Origin of the sequence: Mesorhizobium sp. WSM4906, assembly GCF_029674625.1 — a bacterium.
Classification (GTDB): domain Bacteria; phylum Pseudomonadota; class Alphaproteobacteria; order Rhizobiales; family Rhizobiaceae; genus Mesorhizobium.
In genome coordinates, this window is record NZ_CP121355.1 from 4,067,483 (window position 1) to 4,082,852 (window position 15,370).

The 15,370-nt window shown below is 63.5% G+C and carries 20 protein-coding genes and 1 pseudogene; 8 read left to right on the top strand and 13 right to left on the bottom strand.

Annotation, left to right across the window (positions count from 1 at the left end; all coding sequences use genetic code 11):
- Positions 1 to 83 precede the first annotated feature (83 nt).
- Entirely contained in the window at positions 84 to 1,493 is a 1,410-nt protein-coding gene (locus tag QAZ22_RS19380) for a PLP-dependent aminotransferase family protein (RefSeq protein WP_278202332.1), read from the bottom strand.
- A gap of 94 nt (positions 1,494 to 1,587) precedes the next feature.
- On the opposite strand from QAZ22_RS19380, the gene QAZ22_RS19385 reads away from it, so the two are divergent.
- Positions 1,588 to 1,830, top strand: a complete 243-nt coding sequence (locus QAZ22_RS19385) for a DUF1127 domain-containing protein (protein ID WP_278207887.1) — start codon at positions 1,588 to 1,590, stop codon at positions 1,828 to 1,830.
- A 63-nt stretch (positions 1,831 to 1,893) separates the two neighbouring features.
- Here the strand turns inward: QAZ22_RS19385 and QAZ22_RS19390 are convergent, their stop codons facing one another.
- The 7 genes and pseudogenes from QAZ22_RS19390 to purC all read right to left on the bottom strand — a co-directional run bounded on the left by QAZ22_RS19390 (position 1,894) and on the right by purC (position 5,621).
- Positions 1,894 to 2,523 (bottom strand): Pr6Pr family membrane protein, encoded by a 630-nt coding sequence (locus tag QAZ22_RS19390; protein WP_278202333.1) that lies wholly within the window; start codon positions 2,521 to 2,523, stop codon positions 1,894 to 1,896.
- Between the two features lie 7 nt (positions 2,524 to 2,530).
- Complete coding sequence (locus QAZ22_RS19395; RefSeq protein WP_278202334.1) at positions 2,531 to 2,941, bottom strand: hypothetical protein; 411 nt, start codon at positions 2,939 to 2,941, stop codon at positions 2,531 to 2,533.
- 57 nt (positions 2,942 to 2,998) lie between these two features.
- Positions 2,999 to 3,667 (bottom strand): phosphoribosylformylglycinamidine synthase subunit PurQ, encoded by a 669-nt coding sequence (gene purQ / locus QAZ22_RS19400; RefSeq protein WP_278202335.1) that lies wholly within the window; start codon positions 3,665 to 3,667, stop codon positions 2,999 to 3,001.
- A pseudogene (locus tag QAZ22_RS19405) lies at positions 3,664 to 4,215 on the bottom strand (RNA 2'-phosphotransferase). The gene purQ and the pseudogene QAZ22_RS19405 overlap by 4 nt, the downstream one beginning before the upstream one ends.
- Before the next feature lie 36 nt (positions 4,216 to 4,251).
- Positions 4,252 to 4,506 (bottom strand): hypothetical protein, encoded by a 255-nt coding sequence (locus QAZ22_RS19410; protein ID WP_278202336.1) that lies wholly within the window; start codon positions 4,504 to 4,506, stop codon positions 4,252 to 4,254.
- An 18-nt stretch (positions 4,507 to 4,524) separates the two neighbouring features.
- Positions 4,525 to 4,764, bottom strand: a complete 240-nt coding sequence (gene purS, locus QAZ22_RS19415; RefSeq protein ID WP_278202337.1) for a phosphoribosylformylglycinamidine synthase subunit PurS — start codon at positions 4,762 to 4,764, stop codon at positions 4,525 to 4,527.
- A gap of 62 nt (positions 4,765 to 4,826) precedes the next feature.
- Entirely contained in the window at positions 4,827 to 5,621 is a 795-nt protein-coding gene (gene purC / locus QAZ22_RS19420; protein WP_059185109.1) for a phosphoribosylaminoimidazolesuccinocarboxamide synthase, read from the bottom strand.
- A 275-nt stretch (positions 5,622 to 5,896) separates the two neighbouring features.
- Here purC and QAZ22_RS19425 point away from each other — a divergent pair, with 275 nt between their 5' ends.
- Both QAZ22_RS19425 and QAZ22_RS19430 read left to right on the top strand, forming a co-directional pair.
- Positions 5,897 to 6,217 carry a DUF1476 domain-containing protein gene (locus tag QAZ22_RS19425; RefSeq protein WP_278074083.1) on the top strand — a complete coding sequence of 107 codons (321 nt, stop codon included), beginning with the start codon at positions 5,897 to 5,899 and terminating at the stop codon, positions 6,215 to 6,217.
- Positions 6,218 to 6,414: 197 nt separating this feature from the next.
- Positions 6,415 to 7,188, top strand: coding sequence for an HpcH/HpaI aldolase/citrate lyase family protein (locus tag QAZ22_RS19430; protein ID WP_278202338.1), 774 nt, complete (start codon positions 6,415 to 6,417; stop codon positions 7,186 to 7,188).
- Between the two features lie 13 nt (positions 7,189 to 7,201).
- Here the strand turns inward: QAZ22_RS19430 and QAZ22_RS19435 are convergent, their stop codons facing one another.
- Positions 7,202 to 7,759: an alpha/beta hydrolase gene (locus QAZ22_RS19435; RefSeq protein ID WP_278202339.1), complete on the bottom strand. Its 558-nt coding sequence runs from the start codon at positions 7,757 to 7,759 to the stop codon at positions 7,202 to 7,204.
- 193 nt (positions 7,760 to 7,952) lie between these two features.
- Here QAZ22_RS19435 and QAZ22_RS19440 point away from each other — a divergent pair, with 193 nt between their 5' ends.
- Both QAZ22_RS19440 and QAZ22_RS19445 read left to right on the top strand, forming a co-directional pair.
- The gene (locus QAZ22_RS19440) at positions 7,953 to 8,768 is read left to right on the top strand and encodes a VOC family protein (RefSeq protein ID WP_278202340.1); all 816 of its coding nucleotides are present in this window, start codon (positions 7,953 to 7,955) and stop codon (positions 8,766 to 8,768) included.
- Position 8,769: 1 nt separating this feature from the next.
- Complete coding sequence (locus QAZ22_RS19445) at positions 8,770 to 9,264, top strand: N-acetyltransferase (RefSeq protein WP_278202341.1); 495 nt, start codon at positions 8,770 to 8,772, stop codon at positions 9,262 to 9,264.
- A 38-nt stretch (positions 9,265 to 9,302) separates the two neighbouring features.
- Here the strand turns inward: QAZ22_RS19445 and purB are convergent, their stop codons facing one another.
- Entirely contained in the window at positions 9,303 to 10,604 is a 1,302-nt protein-coding gene (gene purB, locus QAZ22_RS19450) for an adenylosuccinate lyase (RefSeq protein ID WP_278202342.1), read from the bottom strand.
- A gap of 60 nt (positions 10,605 to 10,664) precedes the next feature.
- A complete protein-coding gene (locus QAZ22_RS19455) occupies positions 10,665 to 11,129 on the bottom strand; it encodes a hypothetical protein (protein WP_278207888.1) in 465 nt (154 codons plus the stop codon).
- A 257-nt stretch (positions 11,130 to 11,386) separates the two neighbouring features.
- Here QAZ22_RS19455 and QAZ22_RS19460 point away from each other — a divergent pair, with 257 nt between their 5' ends.
- Positions 11,387 to 11,644 carry a DUF2171 domain-containing protein gene (locus QAZ22_RS19460; RefSeq protein WP_278202343.1) on the top strand — a complete coding sequence of 86 codons (258 nt, stop codon included), beginning with the start codon at positions 11,387 to 11,389 and terminating at the stop codon, positions 11,642 to 11,644.
- 9 nt (positions 11,645 to 11,653) lie between these two features.
- Here QAZ22_RS19460 and QAZ22_RS19465 read toward each other — a convergent pair whose 3' ends face one another.
- Positions 11,654 to 12,664: a P1 family peptidase gene (locus QAZ22_RS19465; protein ID WP_278202344.1), complete on the bottom strand. Its 1,011-nt coding sequence runs from the start codon at positions 12,662 to 12,664 to the stop codon at positions 11,654 to 11,656.
- Complete coding sequence (locus tag QAZ22_RS19470) at positions 12,664 to 13,734, bottom strand: branched-chain amino acid ABC transporter substrate-binding protein (protein ID WP_278202345.1); 1,071 nt, start codon at positions 13,732 to 13,734, stop codon at positions 12,664 to 12,666. The genes QAZ22_RS19465 and QAZ22_RS19470 overlap by 1 nt, the downstream gene beginning before the upstream one ends.
- A 179-nt stretch (positions 13,735 to 13,913) precedes the next feature.
- On the opposite strand from QAZ22_RS19470, the gene QAZ22_RS19475 reads away from it, so the two are divergent.
- Together QAZ22_RS19475 and QAZ22_RS19480 are read left to right on the top strand one after the other, a co-directional pair.
- Positions 13,914 to 14,408 carry a flavin reductase gene (locus tag QAZ22_RS19475; RefSeq protein ID WP_278202346.1) on the top strand — a complete coding sequence of 165 codons (495 nt, stop codon included), beginning with the start codon at positions 13,914 to 13,916 and terminating at the stop codon, positions 14,406 to 14,408.
- 28 nt (positions 14,409 to 14,436) lie between these two features.
- On the top strand, positions 14,437 to 15,366 hold the full coding sequence (locus tag QAZ22_RS19480) for a MoxR family ATPase (RefSeq protein WP_278074092.1): 930 nt from the start codon (positions 14,437 to 14,439) through the stop codon (positions 15,364 to 15,366).
- Positions 15,367 to 15,370: the final 4 nt, after the last annotated feature.

A 15,370-nucleotide genomic window follows, 5' to 3' on the forward strand; every position in this document is an offset into this window, starting at 1 on the left:
TTCGCGCGATACACCCCACCGGATGACGAAAAACGCCGGAAACCGCAGCCTCGCGCCTGCGCGACCGGGCAGTGCCGGGCGGGTCAGGAAAAACTGTCGTAGCCGGCCCGGCCTTCGTCGAGCAAACGGCGGATGACAGCGACGCCGCGGGCGACATCCTCGCTCTGCCGCGGCTGCGACACGCCGAAGCGGACGCTGTGGAAGACCTGCTCGGAACGGCCGGCCTTGAACTCGTCCTCGTCGTCGATGAGCACGCCTTGCTCCAGGCAGGCATTCTTGAACGTGCCCGACAGCCAGGGGTCCGGCAAAGTCAGCCAGACAAAGGGCACATTGTCTCGTGCCTTGAAGTCGAACCCTGCCAGCGTCTCGCGCACGACATGGAGACGTGCCTGGATTTCGGCAATGCAGCGCTTGCGGATCTCGCTGGCCTGGCCGGACGTCACCAGCCTCGTTCCAACCTCCGCCAGCAGGAAGGGCAGGCCGCCGGTCATCATCTTGTGCGCGACGCGGATGCGGTGGCGGTAGGCGGGCGGACAGGAAAGCCAGCCGCCGCGCACACCGGCCGCGACCGATTTCGACAGACCGCCGGCGACGATCGTGCGCTCCGGGGCATATTCGGCAAGCAGCGGCGTCGGATCGTCAGTCAACTCGCCATAGAGGTCGTCCTCGATCAGGACCACATTGTACTCGTGCGCAATGCGCGCGATCGCCTGGCGCCGCTCCGCCGACAGCGTCACCAGCGTCGGGTTCTTCGCCGTCGGCATCACGAACATCATCTTCGGATGTTTCTGCGCACAGACGCGTTCGAAATCGTCGGGGTCGACGCCTCCATCATCCGCCGACACCAGCGCGGTGCGGCGTCCGATCAGCCCGGCGCTGCGTGATATCTGCGAATAGGTTAGGTGCTCGAAGACGACATAGTCGCCGGGCGTGGTGAGCGCGGCGATCGCCGCCATCACGGCGGCATGGGTGCCGAGAGTCGGAACAATCGAATCGGGCGAGGGGCGGAAGGAGTTGCGCGACAGCCATCGGCTGCCGGCCTCGTACCAGCGTGCGGGAAAATCCCTGGTGTAGCTCGCTATGTCGTGCGGATGTTCCTGCGCAGTGCGCGCCAGCAAGTCCGCGATCACGGTGCCCTGGCCGACATCGGGTGCCGCGGTGCTGTCGAAGCGCAGCTTGCCCGTCGGCGCATCGATGGCGCGCGTGCCTTGGACGGCGGGCTCGATATCCGCTTTCGGGATCTCCGTGCGTTGCGCGAGCACATAGGTGCCACGCCCGACCTCGCCGCTCACCAGCCCGCGTTCGCGCAGCAGCTGATAGGCCCGGCCGATAGTGCCGACCGTCGTGCCGATGTCATAGGCGAGGTCGCGCTGCGGCGGCAGTTTTGCACCGGCGTCGATGACGCCCTTGTCGATATCTGACTCAATGCTGTCAGCAAGGCGCTGATACAGAGGGCCGGAGCCGGAAGACAGGTCTGGGAGCCAATTTGTCATGGTGACAATTTTCTATATTGCGCCGCAGGATGAGTCAATCGATATGAAGTCGCGAGCGGTTGGGGTACAATTGATCAGTTTGGCGGATCGAAAGATGAATACAATTGATACATTCCGTTACAGCGATGCCGAATTGCATGGCCGCCCGTCCGGCTGCCGCAGGTTCATCGACCGCGTCGTGTTTGTGCTCGCTTCCCTGGCAAGGCAGATCGGCCGGATGCTGGAGCGGCGTCGCGGACGCCTTGCACTGCTCGAGATGACCGACGAGCAGCTCAAGGATATCGGCGTCTCGCGTTGCGACGCCCATCGCGAAGGCATCAGGCCGTTCTGGGACTGAAGCGCGTCGGGCGGAACGGGTTCAGGCGATCTGCATGTCGGGTTCGACAGGCCAGCCGGCGGGCTATTTCCGCAGGCGGCCGATGCCGTGGTCGGCAAGCACGGCGAGTAAGCTGAGGCCGAGAAACAGTGCGGTGATGGTCAGCGCCGAGACGGCGACGCTAACCGCGCCGTTCTTCGCCACGTCGAGGAACGGGTAGGGCACCTCGCCGGCGAACGGCGCCCGTATCAGCGCATAGGCAAGATAAGCGAGCGGATAGATCACCCACCAGGAAATATCGCGCCAGCGCGTGCTGCCGTCGGCGCCGGCGATCAGCCACCACAGGACAAAGACCAGCGGCGCCACATAGTGCAAAAGGACGTCGCAGAGGAAGAACAGCCCTTCCGGCGCCCAAAGGCGGGCGAGCACCGTCGTGTAGACGATGAAAACCAGCGTTATGGCGACCGCGACGCCCGTCCGGATGCGCCTGCCGGCGAAGGCCGGAAACCAGGCATAGCCGGTTGGCGACAGCAGGGACGCATGCACCATCACCGCGGCGATGTTGGTCAGGATGGTGAAGAAGCTGAAATAGAAGACGATCGAGCCGAGCAGGCTGCGGCCCGCCGCCATCGACGCCGGGATGGTGATCGCGAACTGCAGGATGAGTGCTATCAGCCCGATAACCAATCCCGCTATCTGCAGGAACTGGCCCATGGCAAGCTCACGCCGCGGCGGTACAGGACGGATTGCCGGCCTGCCAGCGGGCGATGTCGGAGCCGATGCGCGCGCCGAGCGGCTCGGCCATCAGCGGCCCGAAGACGTCGACCTTGCTGGAATTGCCCTGCGCCTGCACCACCAGCAGCGGCTTGCCGCCATAGTGCTTGGCAGGCACCAGCAGGAAGCGCGGCGTGCCGCTGTAGGAATTGAGCTCGTTGGCCATCTGATAGGCTTTGAAGGCCGGGTCCTTGCTGGCGATCCAGCATTTATGCGCGGCGATCGCGACCTGCTCCATGGCAAGCAGCGAGGCGCTCTTGCCTGAAGGCGTCGGCGTGGTCTTGGAGCCGGACTGGCAGGATGCCAGCAGAAATCCGGCGGCGGCCAGGAGAGCAAGGCGAGCAATCGTCAGTCTCATGGTCAGGCCGCCCCGTTGTTCTGAAAGGATCGTTCTGAAGGAATTGTCTGAAACGGATCAAGCGGCGATGCCAAGCGCCCCTTCGAACAGCGCCCGGCCGTCGCTGCCGCCATGCGCCGCCTCGATGAGGTTCTCCGGATGCGGCATCAGGCCGAGGACATTGCCCTTGTCGTTGACGATGCCGGCGATGTCGTTGATCGAGCCGTTGGGATTGGTGCCCTCGGCATAGCGGAACACCACCTGGCCTTCGCCTTCGAGGCGGGCAAGCGTCTCGGCGTCGGCGAAATAGTTGCCGTCATGGTGCGCCACCGGCGAACGGATGATCTGGCCCGGCTGATAGCGGCGGGTGAACATGGTGTTGGCATTGGCGATCTGGAGCTTCACCTGCCGGCAGACGAACTTCAGCGACGAATTGCGCATCAGCGCGCCGGGCAGCAGCCCCGCTTCGACCAGGATCTGGAAGCCGTTGCAGACGCCGATGACCATGACGCCCTTGGCGGCCTTTTCCGCCACCGCGCGCATGACGGGCATGCGCGCCGCGATCGCGCCGCAGCGCAGATAGTCGCCAAAGGAGAAGCCGCCGGGAATGGCGATCAGGTCGACATCGGGGATTTCGGTATCGGTCTGCCAGACGGTCGCCGGCGCCTGCCCCGAAATCTTGGTCAGCGCCGCGATCATGTCGCGGTCGCGGTTGAGGCCAGGCAAGAGGACGACGGCTGATTTCATGGCAGTTCCCGTTTGCTGATCTGATGCAGATACCGGGGCGGAACCTGATTGGTCAACCAGACTCCATTGTCTGAGAGGAAGAATGTCATTCCGTTCCCGGACATGGCCGCCGAGTCGACCCGGAGGATAACATCTTTTCCTTTCCGGCGCCGCGCCACGACGCGTGCCGTCTCGATATCCATGGATAGATGCACGTGCAGGCGCGATTGGCCGGTCAGACCATCACGCAGGATGGCGGGGAGGAATTCTTCCTTCGTGCCGTGGTAGAGCACCGCCGGCGGCGGGCTTGGCATCAATCCGAGATCGACGTCGACGCTGTGGCCCTGGACGGCGCGGATGCGATTGCCGTCGATAGCGAACCGCCTCTTCGGATTTTCCGCGACGACGCGCTCGACGTCGGCCGCCGATGCACCGAATTTCTGTCGGATCACCACACAAAGTGCGCCGAAATCGGCTCAACCACTATCGTCAAGAACAAGCCCGGCCTCTTCTGGTGCATGCCGCAGTACGAGACTCATGAATTTCGAGATCTGGGTGTCGTTCGGCATGGCGAAGCTGATTCAATCCCACATGCCGAACGCATGTCATTTCGGCTCAAAAGGCTTCTGGGTCTCGGCGAGCTCCCTGAGATCCAAGCGCTTTTCTATTCGCTCCAGCCGATCGTCTTGTCGGCCCAGAATCCCATAAATGTTATGAATATCGCTCTGCGTGGCCGCCATGTGACCGCGCATCACGTTCAACTCCCGCTTCGTCTCGGTCACATCCTGGCGAAGCTCGCCAATTTCGTGATGAACGCGCTTCAACAGTTCAAACATCAACTCGTTCGTGGCTTCCGGCATAACGCCTCCGGCACAACCTTAGGTAAGCGTCACACTATAGTTCTCAATCACGGTGTTCGCCAGAAGCTTGTCGCACATCGCCTTGAGGTCGGCCTCGGCCTTGGCCTTGTCGGTACCGGTGAGCTCGATGTCGAACACTTTGCCCTGCCGGACCTGGCCGACGCCGTCGAAGCCCAGACCCGAGAGCGCATGCTCGATCGCCTTGCCCTGCGGGTCGAGAACGCCATTCTTGAGGGTGACGGTGATGCGGGCTTTCATCGGTACTCCTGGGTGATCGGTAGTGCGGAAAGCGGCCTGCCGTGCCGGCAGGCCGCTTGCAATCAATGCTTCGTGCCCTTCGACGGCTCGGAGGAGGCGACCAGCACCGGGCCGGTCGGGCGCGGCGGCTCGTTCTCGTTCATGATGCCGAGGCGGCGGGCGACCTCCTGGTAGGCTTCGACCAGTCCGCCCATGTCGCGGCGGAAACGGTCCTTGTCGAGCTTGTCCTGGGTGGCGACATCCCACAGCCGGCAGGAATCCGGCGAGATCTCGTCGGCGACGACGATGCGCATCATGTCGCCCTCGAACAGGCGGCCGCACTCGATCTTGAAGTCGACGAGCTGGATGCCGACGCCCAGGAACAGGCCGGAGAGGAAGTCGTTGACGCGGATGGCCAAGGCCATGATGTCATCGATCTCCTGCGGGCTTGCCCAGCCAAAGGCGGTGATATGCTCTTCCGACACCATGGGGTCGTCCAGCGCATCGGCCTTGTAGTAGAACTCGATGATCGAGCGCGGCAGCACCGTGCCTTCCTCGATGCCGAGACGCTTTGCCAGCGAGCCGGCGGCGACATTGCGCACGACCACTTCGAGCGGGATGATCTCGACTTCCTTGATCAGCTGCTCGCGCATGTTGAGCCGGCGGATGAAATGGGTCGGGATGCCCATGCGATTGAGGTGGTTGAAGATGTGCTCGGAAATGCGGTTGTTGAGCACGCCTTTGCCATCGACCACCTCGTGTTTCTTCTTGTTGAAGGCGGTGGCATCGTCCTTGAAGAATTGGATGAGCGTTCCAGGCTCAGGTCCTTCATAGAGGATCTTGGCCTTGCCTTCGTAAATGCGGCGGCGATTTTTCATCTGATTTTTCTCTGGATTGGCGGGCAGGCGGCAAGCGACCAGTTCCTGTCCGTCTGCCTAAATTAGTTGTGGCGACGGTGGCGTTCAATGCCGGTGTCTATAGCAATCGCAATGTTTGCTCAATCGGCAAATCCTGCCGATCAACCGGTTTCGGGACCGAAATGCCGCAGTGCAGCATGCGATCAAGCATATTGACCGGCCCGCGGCCTTTTGGTTTGTGCTGGCTGAGCGCACATATTCATCGCCAAGCGAATCGATTTGACCGGAGGGACGTCATGAGCAGCATGAAAGACCGCGAAGAAGGCTTCGAGCGCAAATTCGTCATCGACGAGGAGCTTCGCTTCAAGGCCGCGGCGCGCCGCAACAGGGCGCTCGGCCTCTGGGCCGCCGAAAAGCTCGGCAAAACCGGCGCCGATGCCGAGGCCTACGCCAAGGAAGTGGTGGTCTCCGACATCGAGGAAGCCGGCGATCACGATGTCTTCCGCAAGATCCGCAAGGATTTTGACGCGGCCGGCGTCAACCAGTCGGACCATCAGATCCGCCGCACGATGGACGAGCTGATGGCGCAGGCGATCGAGCAGATCAAGAACACGTAGAAATCATTGGACCAATCGACCGCCCGGCTCAGCCGGGCGGTTTTTCTTTGCCTTGCCGCCGTTTCCGGCTGAAACTGCGTCAGAGCGATGTGCGTCCTTCCGGACGCACATCGCTCTGACATTTGAGTTTTCGCATCGCGCTTTCCGGAAATCGTTCCGATTTGCGGGCCGATGCGTTGTTAACAAGGAAAGTTCCGATGTCGCTCAAGTCCCGCCTGGCCGCCGACGAAACGCTGTTCACCGCATGGTCCGGCGTACCGGACGCGCTGACGGTCGAAATCATTGCCAAGCAGGGCTTTGATGCCGTTACCCTCGACATGCAGCATGGCGGCCACCATGAGGATAGCGTGCTGCGCGGCCTAGTACCGGTGCTGGCCGCCAATAAGCCGGCGCTGGTGCGTATACCCGTCGGCCGGTTCGATATGGCGAGCCGCGCGCTCGATTTCGGCGCCGAGGCGGTCATCGCGCCGATGGTGAATTCCGTGGAGGACGCCAGGCAGTTCGCCGCCGCGATGAAATATCCGCCGACGGGCGAGCGTTCCTGGGGCCCGACCTATGCTTTCCCTCGCCATGGCAAGGGCGACCACGCCGAGTGGCTGCGCGACTCGAACCAGCGCACCATGGCCTTCGCCATGGTCGAGACGCGCGCGGCGTTCGAGGCGCTCGACGGCATCCTCGATACGCCCGGCATCGACGGCATCTTCGTCGGTCCGTCGGATTTCTCGATCGCCTGGTCGAACGGCACCACCGTCAATTCGACGCTGGAAAGCATGATGGAGACGGTCGCCTCGATCGCCGAGCGGACGCGCAAGGCCGGCAAGCATGCCGCGATCTACGTCATCGAGCCGGCCATTGCCGGCCGCGTGGTTTCGATGGGCTATCGGCTGCTCGCCATGGGCTCGGACCACACGCTGATTTCGCTCGGCGCCAAGACTTTGTTGAAGAGCATGCGGGATTCGATCGACGCCTGAAAGGCGAGTAGATCTAGGGTTCCTTCAGTTCCGTCAGGAACTTGGCGAAGGTCATCGAGCCTTCCGGCCAGGGGCCGAACCCGGCGTCGGCATTGAGATGGCCGGCCTCGCCGGCGTCGATGAACAGCGATCCCCAGGCGGCGGCGATGTCCTCGGCGACCTCGAAGGCGCAGAAGGGATCGTTGCGGCTGGCGATAACGATCGACGGAAAGGGCAGCGGATCGCGCGAATAGGGGCCGAAGGTCATCAGATGCCTCGGCCTGATCTCCGGATTGGCAACGTCGGGCGGCGCGACGAAGAAGGCGCCGGCGATCGGCTTCTGGAATTGCGGGACAGCCTGCACCGCGGCCGCCACACCCAGCGAATGCGCGACGATCACCACCGGTCGCTCGGCCTCGTTGACGGCATTGGCTACGTTTGCCGTCCAGTCTTCGCGCACCGGCTTCGACCACTCCGCCTGCTCGACCCGGCGCGCCGTCGACAGTTTCGACTGCCAGCGGGTCTGCCAGTGCTCGGGGCCGGAATTGGTGTAGCCCGGCACGATGAGAATATCTGCGTTCTTGACCTTCATGGCGCGGATGTAGCGAGCGGCCTTGTCTCATGCAACCATGCCGGTGGTCACGTCACAATTGTGAACAACGTGTTCGATTCTTTCCGGCTTGTGTGAACGATCACAATGGACGATCTGAAAAGCGAAAACAGGAACGACTAATAAAAGCTGGCGCGATTGCCTCTGCGAGGTTGGCGTCCGAACGGAGAGTTTGATGAGCGAACTGCCTTTTGCCGCGACCACCCCGGTCAGCGTCTCGCGTGTCGGCCTGAAGGCGCGGGATGCCGAAAACCTTGCCGCCTATTACCGCGCGGTCGTCGGCCTGCAGGAGCTGAGCCGTGCTGACGGCGCGATCACGCTTGGCGCCGCGAACCGTCCGCTGCTGGTGCTGGAGCAGGATGCCTCGGCAAAACCCGACGATCCGCGCAGCGCCGGCCTTTTCCATACAGCCTTCCTGCTGCCGTCGCGCGCCGATCTCGGCCGCTGGATCAACCATGCCGCCGCCAGCCGGATCGGCATCGAGGGCGCGTCGGACCATCTGGTAAGCGAGGCACTTTACCTTACCGATCCCGAGGGCAACGGCATCGAGATCTACGCAGACCGCCGCCCGCAGGACTGGAAGTGGAACGGCGACAGAATAGCAATGGCGACCGAGCGGCTGAACCTGCCGGCGGTCGTGGCCAGCGTGCCGGCGGGCGATGCCGGCTGGCAGGGCGCCCCTGAAAACACCATAGTCGGCCATGTGCATCTGCGCGTCGGCCGCCCGGAAGACGCCGAGGCCTGGTGGCATGACGAGTTCGGCTTCGATACGGTGGCCAGATATGGCGGCCAGGCAGTGTTCCTGTCTTCCGGCCACTACCACCACCACATCGGCGCCAATGCCTGGCACAGCGCCGGCGCCGGTCGCCGTGATCCGGCCCGTTCGGGCCTCGCCTGGGTGGAGATGCGCTCGTCGAACGCCAAGGCGCCGTCGACCCGTGTCGATCCCTGGGGTAACGTGATCCGTACAGTGCCTGGAGATCCTGCGTGAAATGCTGATCCGGTCGGAAATGCCCGCTGATCACGACGCAATCCATCAACTTACTTGGAGTGCGTTCAAGCCGATGGCCTTCAGTAACGACACTGAGGCCGATATTATCCGGGCCTTGCGTTCGGACGGTGACCTGACGATTTCGCTGGTTGCTGAGGACGCTGGGGAAATCGTCGGCCACGTCGCGTTTTCACCGGTGAAGATCAACGGCATCCATGACAAATGGTTCGGGCTTGGTCCGATATCGGTCAGGCCTAGCAGGCAGCGTCAGGGTATCGGTAAGGCGTTGATCGCTGCCGGACTGCAATTGCTTGATGAACTGGGCGCCTGCGGATGTGCGCTGATCGGAAATCCTGAGGTGTACAGCCACGCGGGCTATGTGAGTGACGGGCAACTGACATATCTGGATATCGATACGAAATACGTGCAGCGGGTGGTCCTGCGCGGGCCGGTGCCGCGCGGCGCACTCAGCTTTGCCCCTGCTTTCGGAAACTGAAGCCAGGGGTTCCGGCTGACCGATAGCCGCATGGAAGGTTATCCAAACACCCGCTTGAAAATCGTATCGACGTGCTTGGTGTGGTAGCCGAGGTCGAATTTTTCGCGAATCTCGGCTTCCGGCAAGGCTGCGGTCACATCCTTGTCGGCAAGCAGTTCTTCAAGGAAATCAGCGCCTTGTTCCCATACCTTCATAGCATTGCGCTGCACCAGCCGGTAGGCGTCCTCGCGTGACACGCCGGCCTGCGTCAGCGCCAGCAGCACGCGCTGCGAATGCACCAGGCCGCGGAACTTGTTGAGGTTCTTCAGCATGTTCTCAGGGTAGACCAGCAGCTTGTCGACGACGCCGGTGAGCCGCGCCAGCGCAAAGTCGAGCGTCACCGTCGCGTCCGGCCCGATCATGCGCTCGACCGAGGAGTGCGAAATGTCGCGTTCGTGCCAGAGCGCCACATCCTCCATGGCCGGCATGGCGTAGGAGCGCACCATGCGGGCAAGGCCGGTGAGGTTCTCGGTCAGCACCGGGTTGCGCTTGTGCGGCATTGCCGACGAGCCCTTCTGCCCCGGCGAGAAATATTCCTCTGCTTCCAGCACTTCGGTGCGCTGCAAATGACGAATCTCGACGGCCAGCCGCTCGACCGACGAGGCGATCACGCCGAGGGTGGCGAAGAACATCGCGTGGCGGTCGCGCGGGATCACCTGTGTCGATACCGGCTCCGGCTTCAGGCCGAGCTTCTTCGCCACATGCTCTTCGACATAAGGATCGATGTTGGCGAAGGTGCCGACCGCGCCCGAGATAGCGCAGGTGGCGATGTCTTCGCGCGCGTGCATCAGCCGCTCGCGGCAGCGCGAGAATTCGGCATAAGCCAGCGCCAGCTTGACGCCGAAGGTGGTCGGCTCGGCATGAATGCCGTGGCTGCGGCCGATGGTGACGGTGTCCTTATGCTCGAAAGCGCGGCGCTTCAGCGCCGCGAGCAGGGCGTCGATATCGGCAAGCAGGATGTCGCTGGCGCGCGTCAATTGCACCGCAAGGCAGGTGTCGAGAACGTCCGACGAGGTCATGCCCTGGTGGATGAAGCGGGCATCCGGGCCGACGAACTCGGCGAGATGAGTGAGGAAAGCAATCACGTCATGCTTGGTGACGCGCTCGATCTCGTCGATCTTGTCGACGTCGAATTTCGCGGCGCCGCCTTTCTCCCAGATGGTCTTGGCCGCCTCCTTCGGGATGACGCCGAGTTCGGCCAGCGCGTCGCAGGCATGCGCCTCGATCTCGAACCAGATGCGGAACCGAGTTTCGGGCGACCAGATGGCGACCATTTCCGGCCGGGAATAGCGATGGATCATCGTTTCTGGGTCCTGCTGGGAAAAGCTTCGGCCGCGTCCTAACAGAGGCCGGCCCAATGCTCAACGCCGCTGCCGCGCAAACCAGACAGTGGCGGCGGCAAGTGCCGCGAAGCCGAGCGGAAAATAGAGCCGCACACCCAGGACGACGAACTGGTAGAGCGCCGTCAGCACGGTGAAGGCGAATTCGAATGCCCAGGTGAGCGTGAAGGCCGGCGCGTGCCACTCGGCGTAATAGGAACGGTATTGCAGCGCGAACAGGCCGCCGGTGAAGGCGAGCGTGGCGCTGAGCAAGCACACGAAAGCGGCGGCGGGCGCGGTTTCCCAGTGGCGGCCACGCGACACTAATCTGGCGAACGTCAGCCCGACCGGAAAGGCAAGCGCGCCGCCCATGAAATACAAAAGCACGACGAAGCGGACCCTGTCCGATGTCTCCCATTCGTAGAGCCGGAGGTTGAGGAACGCGCTGGCACCCATCGCCATACCCCAGAGCAAGGCGCCAATGACCGCCGCGCCTGTCGAGGGCAGGGCATCGCGCAGGCGGTTTCCCAGGCGCAGGCGCAAGGAGGTCGGCTGCAGCGGCGTCACGGGCAGCGGACCACGTCGCACGGCGAATAGCCGTTCGGATAGCGCGTCATTGGCGATAGGGTCCGTGTCATCGGCCTCATGCCTATCACGCCATGGTGAATGAGACGTGCTGCTCGATGCATCCAATCCGGCGTTCGTTTGTTATTGTGGACCGTCCCAGCGTAGGACGCGCGGCCACCACCCAACGGAGGACCAGCATGACCACCGACACCAGCAAGATACGCGAGCATATGGAAGTGATCGGCGCCGATGGCGTGCATATCGGCACCGTCGACAAGGTCGACGGTCAGCGCATCAAGCTGACCAAAGCCGACAGCGGCATGGGTACGCACAAGGGCCATCACCACTACATTCCGCTCAGCCTCGTCGCGGAGATCGACGAGAAAAAGGTCTGGCTGTCGGCGAATTCCGATGTCGCGGTGACCTTCGAGGAAGAGAAGTCCGACCCGGCCTGACCGGAAAACTCAGCGCGACGACCAGACGGGGAACAAATCGCCCTCTGCGGGCGTCGCCGCATGGACACCGCGGCTGATGGCGCGCGCCATGGTCGCGCCGGCGGCGGCGTAAAGATCGATTGCCGCGTCGGCGCCGAGTTCGATGCCGCTCCTGCCGGTCGCCAGCGCGAAGACGAGGTCGCCGTCGGCCGGCGTGTGCGTCGGCCAGATGGCGCGTGCGAAGCCGTCATGCGCCGAAATCGCCAGCCGCTTGGCGGCGGCCTTGGTCAGAACCGCGTCGGTGGCGATGACGGCTATCGTCGTGTTTCCGTCTTGCGCTCCGATCTGCCGGTCGCGGTATTTCAGCAAGATTTTCCTTGCATCTCCCGGCATCGGATCGGGATAGCCCAGGCCGCCGAATTCGTCGCCGATCTCGAACGGCGCTGCCCAGAAGTGACGGCTGCGGCCGACCGTCACCGAACCGGTCGGGTTGACGGCGGCGAGCGCGCCGATGGTGACGCCGCTGTCGAGCACCGTCGAGGCGGAGCCCAGCCCGCCCTTCAGCCCGGAGGTGAGCGCGCCGGTGCCGGCACCGACCGTGCCGATCGGAAAGTCGGCCGTTGCCGCCTGCGCAGCCTCATAGCCGAGCTCGCGATAAAGCGGATAGCGGCCCCAGTCCTTGTCGCCGCCATTGGGCAGGTCGAAGAGGATCGCCGCCGGCACGATCGGCACGCGGAAGCCACCGACCTCGACACCGATGTTCTTCTCCCGCAGCGCCGCCTGCACGCCGGAAGCAGCATCAAGGCCAAAGGCCGAGCCACCGGACAGCACGACGGCATGGATCGCGGCGATGGAGTTTTGCGGTTCGAGCAGGTCGGTTTCACGCGTGCCCGGCGCGCCGCCCAGCACCTGGACGCCGGCCACCGCAGGCTCCTCGCACAGCACCACCGTGACCCCGGATTTGAGCCTGGCGTCGGCGGCATTGCCGACTCTCAGGCCGGCGACGTCGGTGATCAGGTTACGCGGCCCGGTGCGGAACATCACTTTTCCTCCAGCGGCACGAAATGCGTGCCGTCGAAGCGGAAGGCGCGGAAGGGGTTTCGGCTGAGGTCGCCTTTTTCGTCGAAGCGGATGGTGCCGATCGCAGTCGCGAAGTCATGCCCGGTCAGCGCCTCGGCGAGCGGTTTGCCGGAGCTTTCCGCATCGGCTGCCGTCGCCTTCGCGACCTGCACCGCGGCATAGGCCGGCAAGGTATAGCCGTCCGTCACGATCTTCCTTTCGCCAAATGCCTGCACGACCTTGGGGTCCGCGGCTTCCGCCCATTCCGGCAATGCGATCATCAGCGTGCCTACCGCATAAGGAACATCGCCGGGCGGCGTGCGCAGCGTTTCGCCGCCGGCGAAGGTGATGCCGGCATTGAGCTGCGCGGCGTCGCGCCCCATGATGGCGATGTCGTCGCCGTCACCGCCGGCGAACACCTTGGTCGCGCCCGCCTTCTTCAACCGGCCGACAAGCCCGATCTGGTTGTCGAGCTGCGGCCGGAACGTGTCGACGAAGACCGGCTTGAGCGCCGCCTGCTCGGCGGCCGCGCGAAAAGTCTCGGCGATCTCGCGACCATAAATGGTGCCGTCATCGACAATGGCGAACAATTCGTTCTGCCAAAGGCGGGTGAGGATCGCGGCCACCGCGTTGCGTTCGTCGTCGCCGCGCGGCCCGAGCCGGTAGACCGGCCAGCCGGTCTTGGCACGCCTGTCGGTCAAGCTCTCGGTGCGCACGCCGACAGTGATGACCGGAATATTGGCGTCCTTCAGGATCGGCAGCGCCGCCTCGATCGCCTCGGTGCAGAGAAAACCCACCACGATATTGACCTTGGCGTCCACGAACTGCCTGGCGGCCGCGGCCCCGCCGTCGGCGGTGCAGGCATCGTCCGCCGTCTTGAGCGTGAGGCCATTCGCTTCCGCCGCCTGTTGGGCGCCATTCTCGATCTGCTGGCCGAGGATCGCCGATGGACCGGAGAGCGGCGCGGCGACGCCGACCAGGACATCGGCGTCGGCGCTCGCGGCCAGCGACAGCCAGAACAGCGCGGCTAATGTTGTCGTGATATGGCGCATTCGGGCGAAGAGGTCCCCCATGCCGGAGTTGCAATCCGGCACTATTCCAGCAAAGACCTAAAGGCTGGCTAATCCTGGCGCAACACGCGAATTTCAGGATTGCGGTCAAGCACTTCGCTTGTGGCATGCAATATGTAGCCATATATAACGGGCTGGTTTTCTGACAGGTGAATCATCAGGTGCTGAAGATCAACGATATCGGGCCGCAACACTATCGCGATGCAATGGCGCATTTTGCCGGCCATGTGCATGTGGTGACCACCGATGGCCCCGCCGGCAAAAGAGGTGCCACGGTGATCGCCGCCTGCTCGGTTTCGGACACGCCGCCGACCGTGCTTGTCTGCCTCAATCGCGAGAATCAGAAGAACGAAGCCTTCATCAAGAACGGCAACTTTGCGCTGAACACGCTCGCCTCGGACCAGGAGGCGCTTTCGGCAGGCTTTTCCGGCATGACCGGCCTGCCGTCGGAAGAGCGCTTCGCGCTCGGCGAATGGGACGTGATCTCGACCGGCGCCCCCACGCTGAAAGGCGCGCTCGCCGTCTTCGATTGTCAGATCATCGATGCCAAGGATCTCGCCACCCATCGTGTGCTTTTTGGCAAGGTGACAGGTCTGCGTATCGGCGATAATTTGCGGCCGCTAATCTACCATAACCGCGGCTACCACGTTCTGTGAAACTGGCGAGCGGATCCACGGAGACAAGATGACAGGGCCTGCGCCGCGCCCCGCGCCGAAGTCGATCGACGAGACGCTCGATCTCCTGACCGGCGCGGACTATGTCGCGGATCGCTCGCTGGCAACCGTGCTGTTCCTGTCGCTGCGCATGAAGCGGCCGCTGTTCCTCGAAGGCGAGGCGGGCGTCGGCAAGACCGAGATCGCCAAGGTGCTGGCCGACGCGCTCGGCCGCCGGCTGATCCGCCTGCAATGTTATGAAGGGCTCGACGTATCCTCCGCCGTCTACGAGTGGAACTACGCCGCGCAGATGATCGAGATCCGCATGGAGGAGGCGGCCGGCAAGGTCGTCCGCTCCGACATGGAGCGCAACGTCTTTTCCGAAAAATACCTGATCCGCCGCCCCGTGCTCGACGCGCTGACCGGCAAGGCGGGCGCGGCGCCGGTCTTCCTCATCGACGAGCTGGACCGCACCGACGAGGCGTTCGAGGCCTTCCTGCTCGAGATCCTGTCGGACTTCCAGGTGACGGTTCCGGAACTCGGCACGATCAAGGCCGAAGAGCCGCCGATCGTCATCATCACCACCAACCGTACGCGTGAGATCCACGACGCGCTGAAGCGGCGCTGCCTCTATCACTGGGTCGATTATCCGAACGCCGAACGCGAGCTGGAAATCGTGCGCCGCAAGGTGCCGCAGGCCAACCGCCGGCTGTCGGCCGAGGTCGTCTCCTTTATCCAGAAGCTGCGCCAGATCGAGCTGTTCAAGGCGCCGGGCGTTGCTGAAACCATCGACTGGGCCGGCGCGCTCACCGAACTCGACAAGATCGCGCTCGATCCGGAGACGGTGTCCGACACGATCGGCGTGCTTCTAAAGTACCAGGACGACATTGCCCGCATCGAACAGGGCGAAGGCCGGCGTATCCTCAATGAGGTTAAGGCCGAGCTTTCGGCCGCGGAGTAGGCGC

Coding starts and splice junctions, on each gene's coding strand:
- QAZ22_RS19380 (WP_278202332.1), bottom strand. CDS start 1,493: ATGACAAATTGGCTCCCAGACCTGTCTTCCGGCTCCGGCCCTCTGTAT.
- QAZ22_RS19385 (WP_278207887.1), top strand. CDS start 1,588: ATGAATACAATTGATACATTCCGTTACAGCGATGCCGAATTGCATGGC.
- QAZ22_RS19390 (WP_278202333.1), bottom strand. CDS start 2,523: ATGGGCCAGTTCCTGCAGATAGCGGGATTGGTTATCGGGCTGATAGCA.
- QAZ22_RS19395 (WP_278202334.1), bottom strand. CDS start 2,941: ATGAGACTGACGATTGCTCGCCTTGCTCTCCTGGCCGCCGCCGGATTT.
- purQ (WP_278202335.1), bottom strand. CDS start 3,667: ATGAAATCAGCCGTCGTCCTCTTGCCTGGCCTCAACCGCGACCGCGAC.
- QAZ22_RS19410 (WP_278202336.1), bottom strand. CDS start 4,506: ATGCCGGAAGCCACGAACGAGTTGATGTTTGAACTGTTGAAGCGCGTT.
- purS (WP_278202337.1), bottom strand. CDS start 4,764: ATGAAAGCCCGCATCACCGTCACCCTCAAGAATGGCGTTCTCGACCCG.
- purC (WP_059185109.1), bottom strand. CDS start 5,621: ATGAAAAATCGCCGCCGCATTTACGAAGGCAAGGCCAAGATCCTCTAT.
- QAZ22_RS19425 (WP_278074083.1), top strand. CDS start 5,897: ATGAGCAGCATGAAAGACCGCGAAGAAGGCTTCGAGCGCAAATTCGTC.
- QAZ22_RS19430 (WP_278202338.1), top strand. CDS start 6,415: ATGTCGCTCAAGTCCCGCCTGGCCGCCGACGAAACGCTGTTCACCGCA.
- QAZ22_RS19435 (WP_278202339.1), bottom strand. CDS start 7,759: ATGAAGGTCAAGAACGCAGATATTCTCATCGTGCCGGGCTACACCAAT.
- QAZ22_RS19440 (WP_278202340.1), top strand. CDS start 7,953: ATGAGCGAACTGCCTTTTGCCGCGACCACCCCGGTCAGCGTCTCGCGT.
- QAZ22_RS19445 (WP_278202341.1), top strand. CDS start 8,770: ATGCTGATCCGGTCGGAAATGCCCGCTGATCACGACGCAATCCATCAA.
- purB (WP_278202342.1), bottom strand. CDS start 10,604: ATGATCCATCGCTATTCCCGGCCGGAAATGGTCGCCATCTGGTCGCCC.
- QAZ22_RS19460 (WP_278202343.1), top strand. CDS start 11,387: ATGACCACCGACACCAGCAAGATACGCGAGCATATGGAAGTGATCGGC.
- QAZ22_RS19465 (WP_278202344.1), bottom strand. CDS start 12,664: ATGTTCCGCACCGGGCCGCGTAACCTGATCACCGACGTCGCCGGCCTG.
- QAZ22_RS19470 (WP_278202345.1), bottom strand. CDS start 13,734: ATGCGCCATATCACGACAACATTAGCCGCGCTGTTCTGGCTGTCGCTG.
- QAZ22_RS19480 (WP_278074092.1), top strand. CDS start 14,437: ATGACAGGGCCTGCGCCGCGCCCCGCGCCGAAGTCGATCGACGAGACG.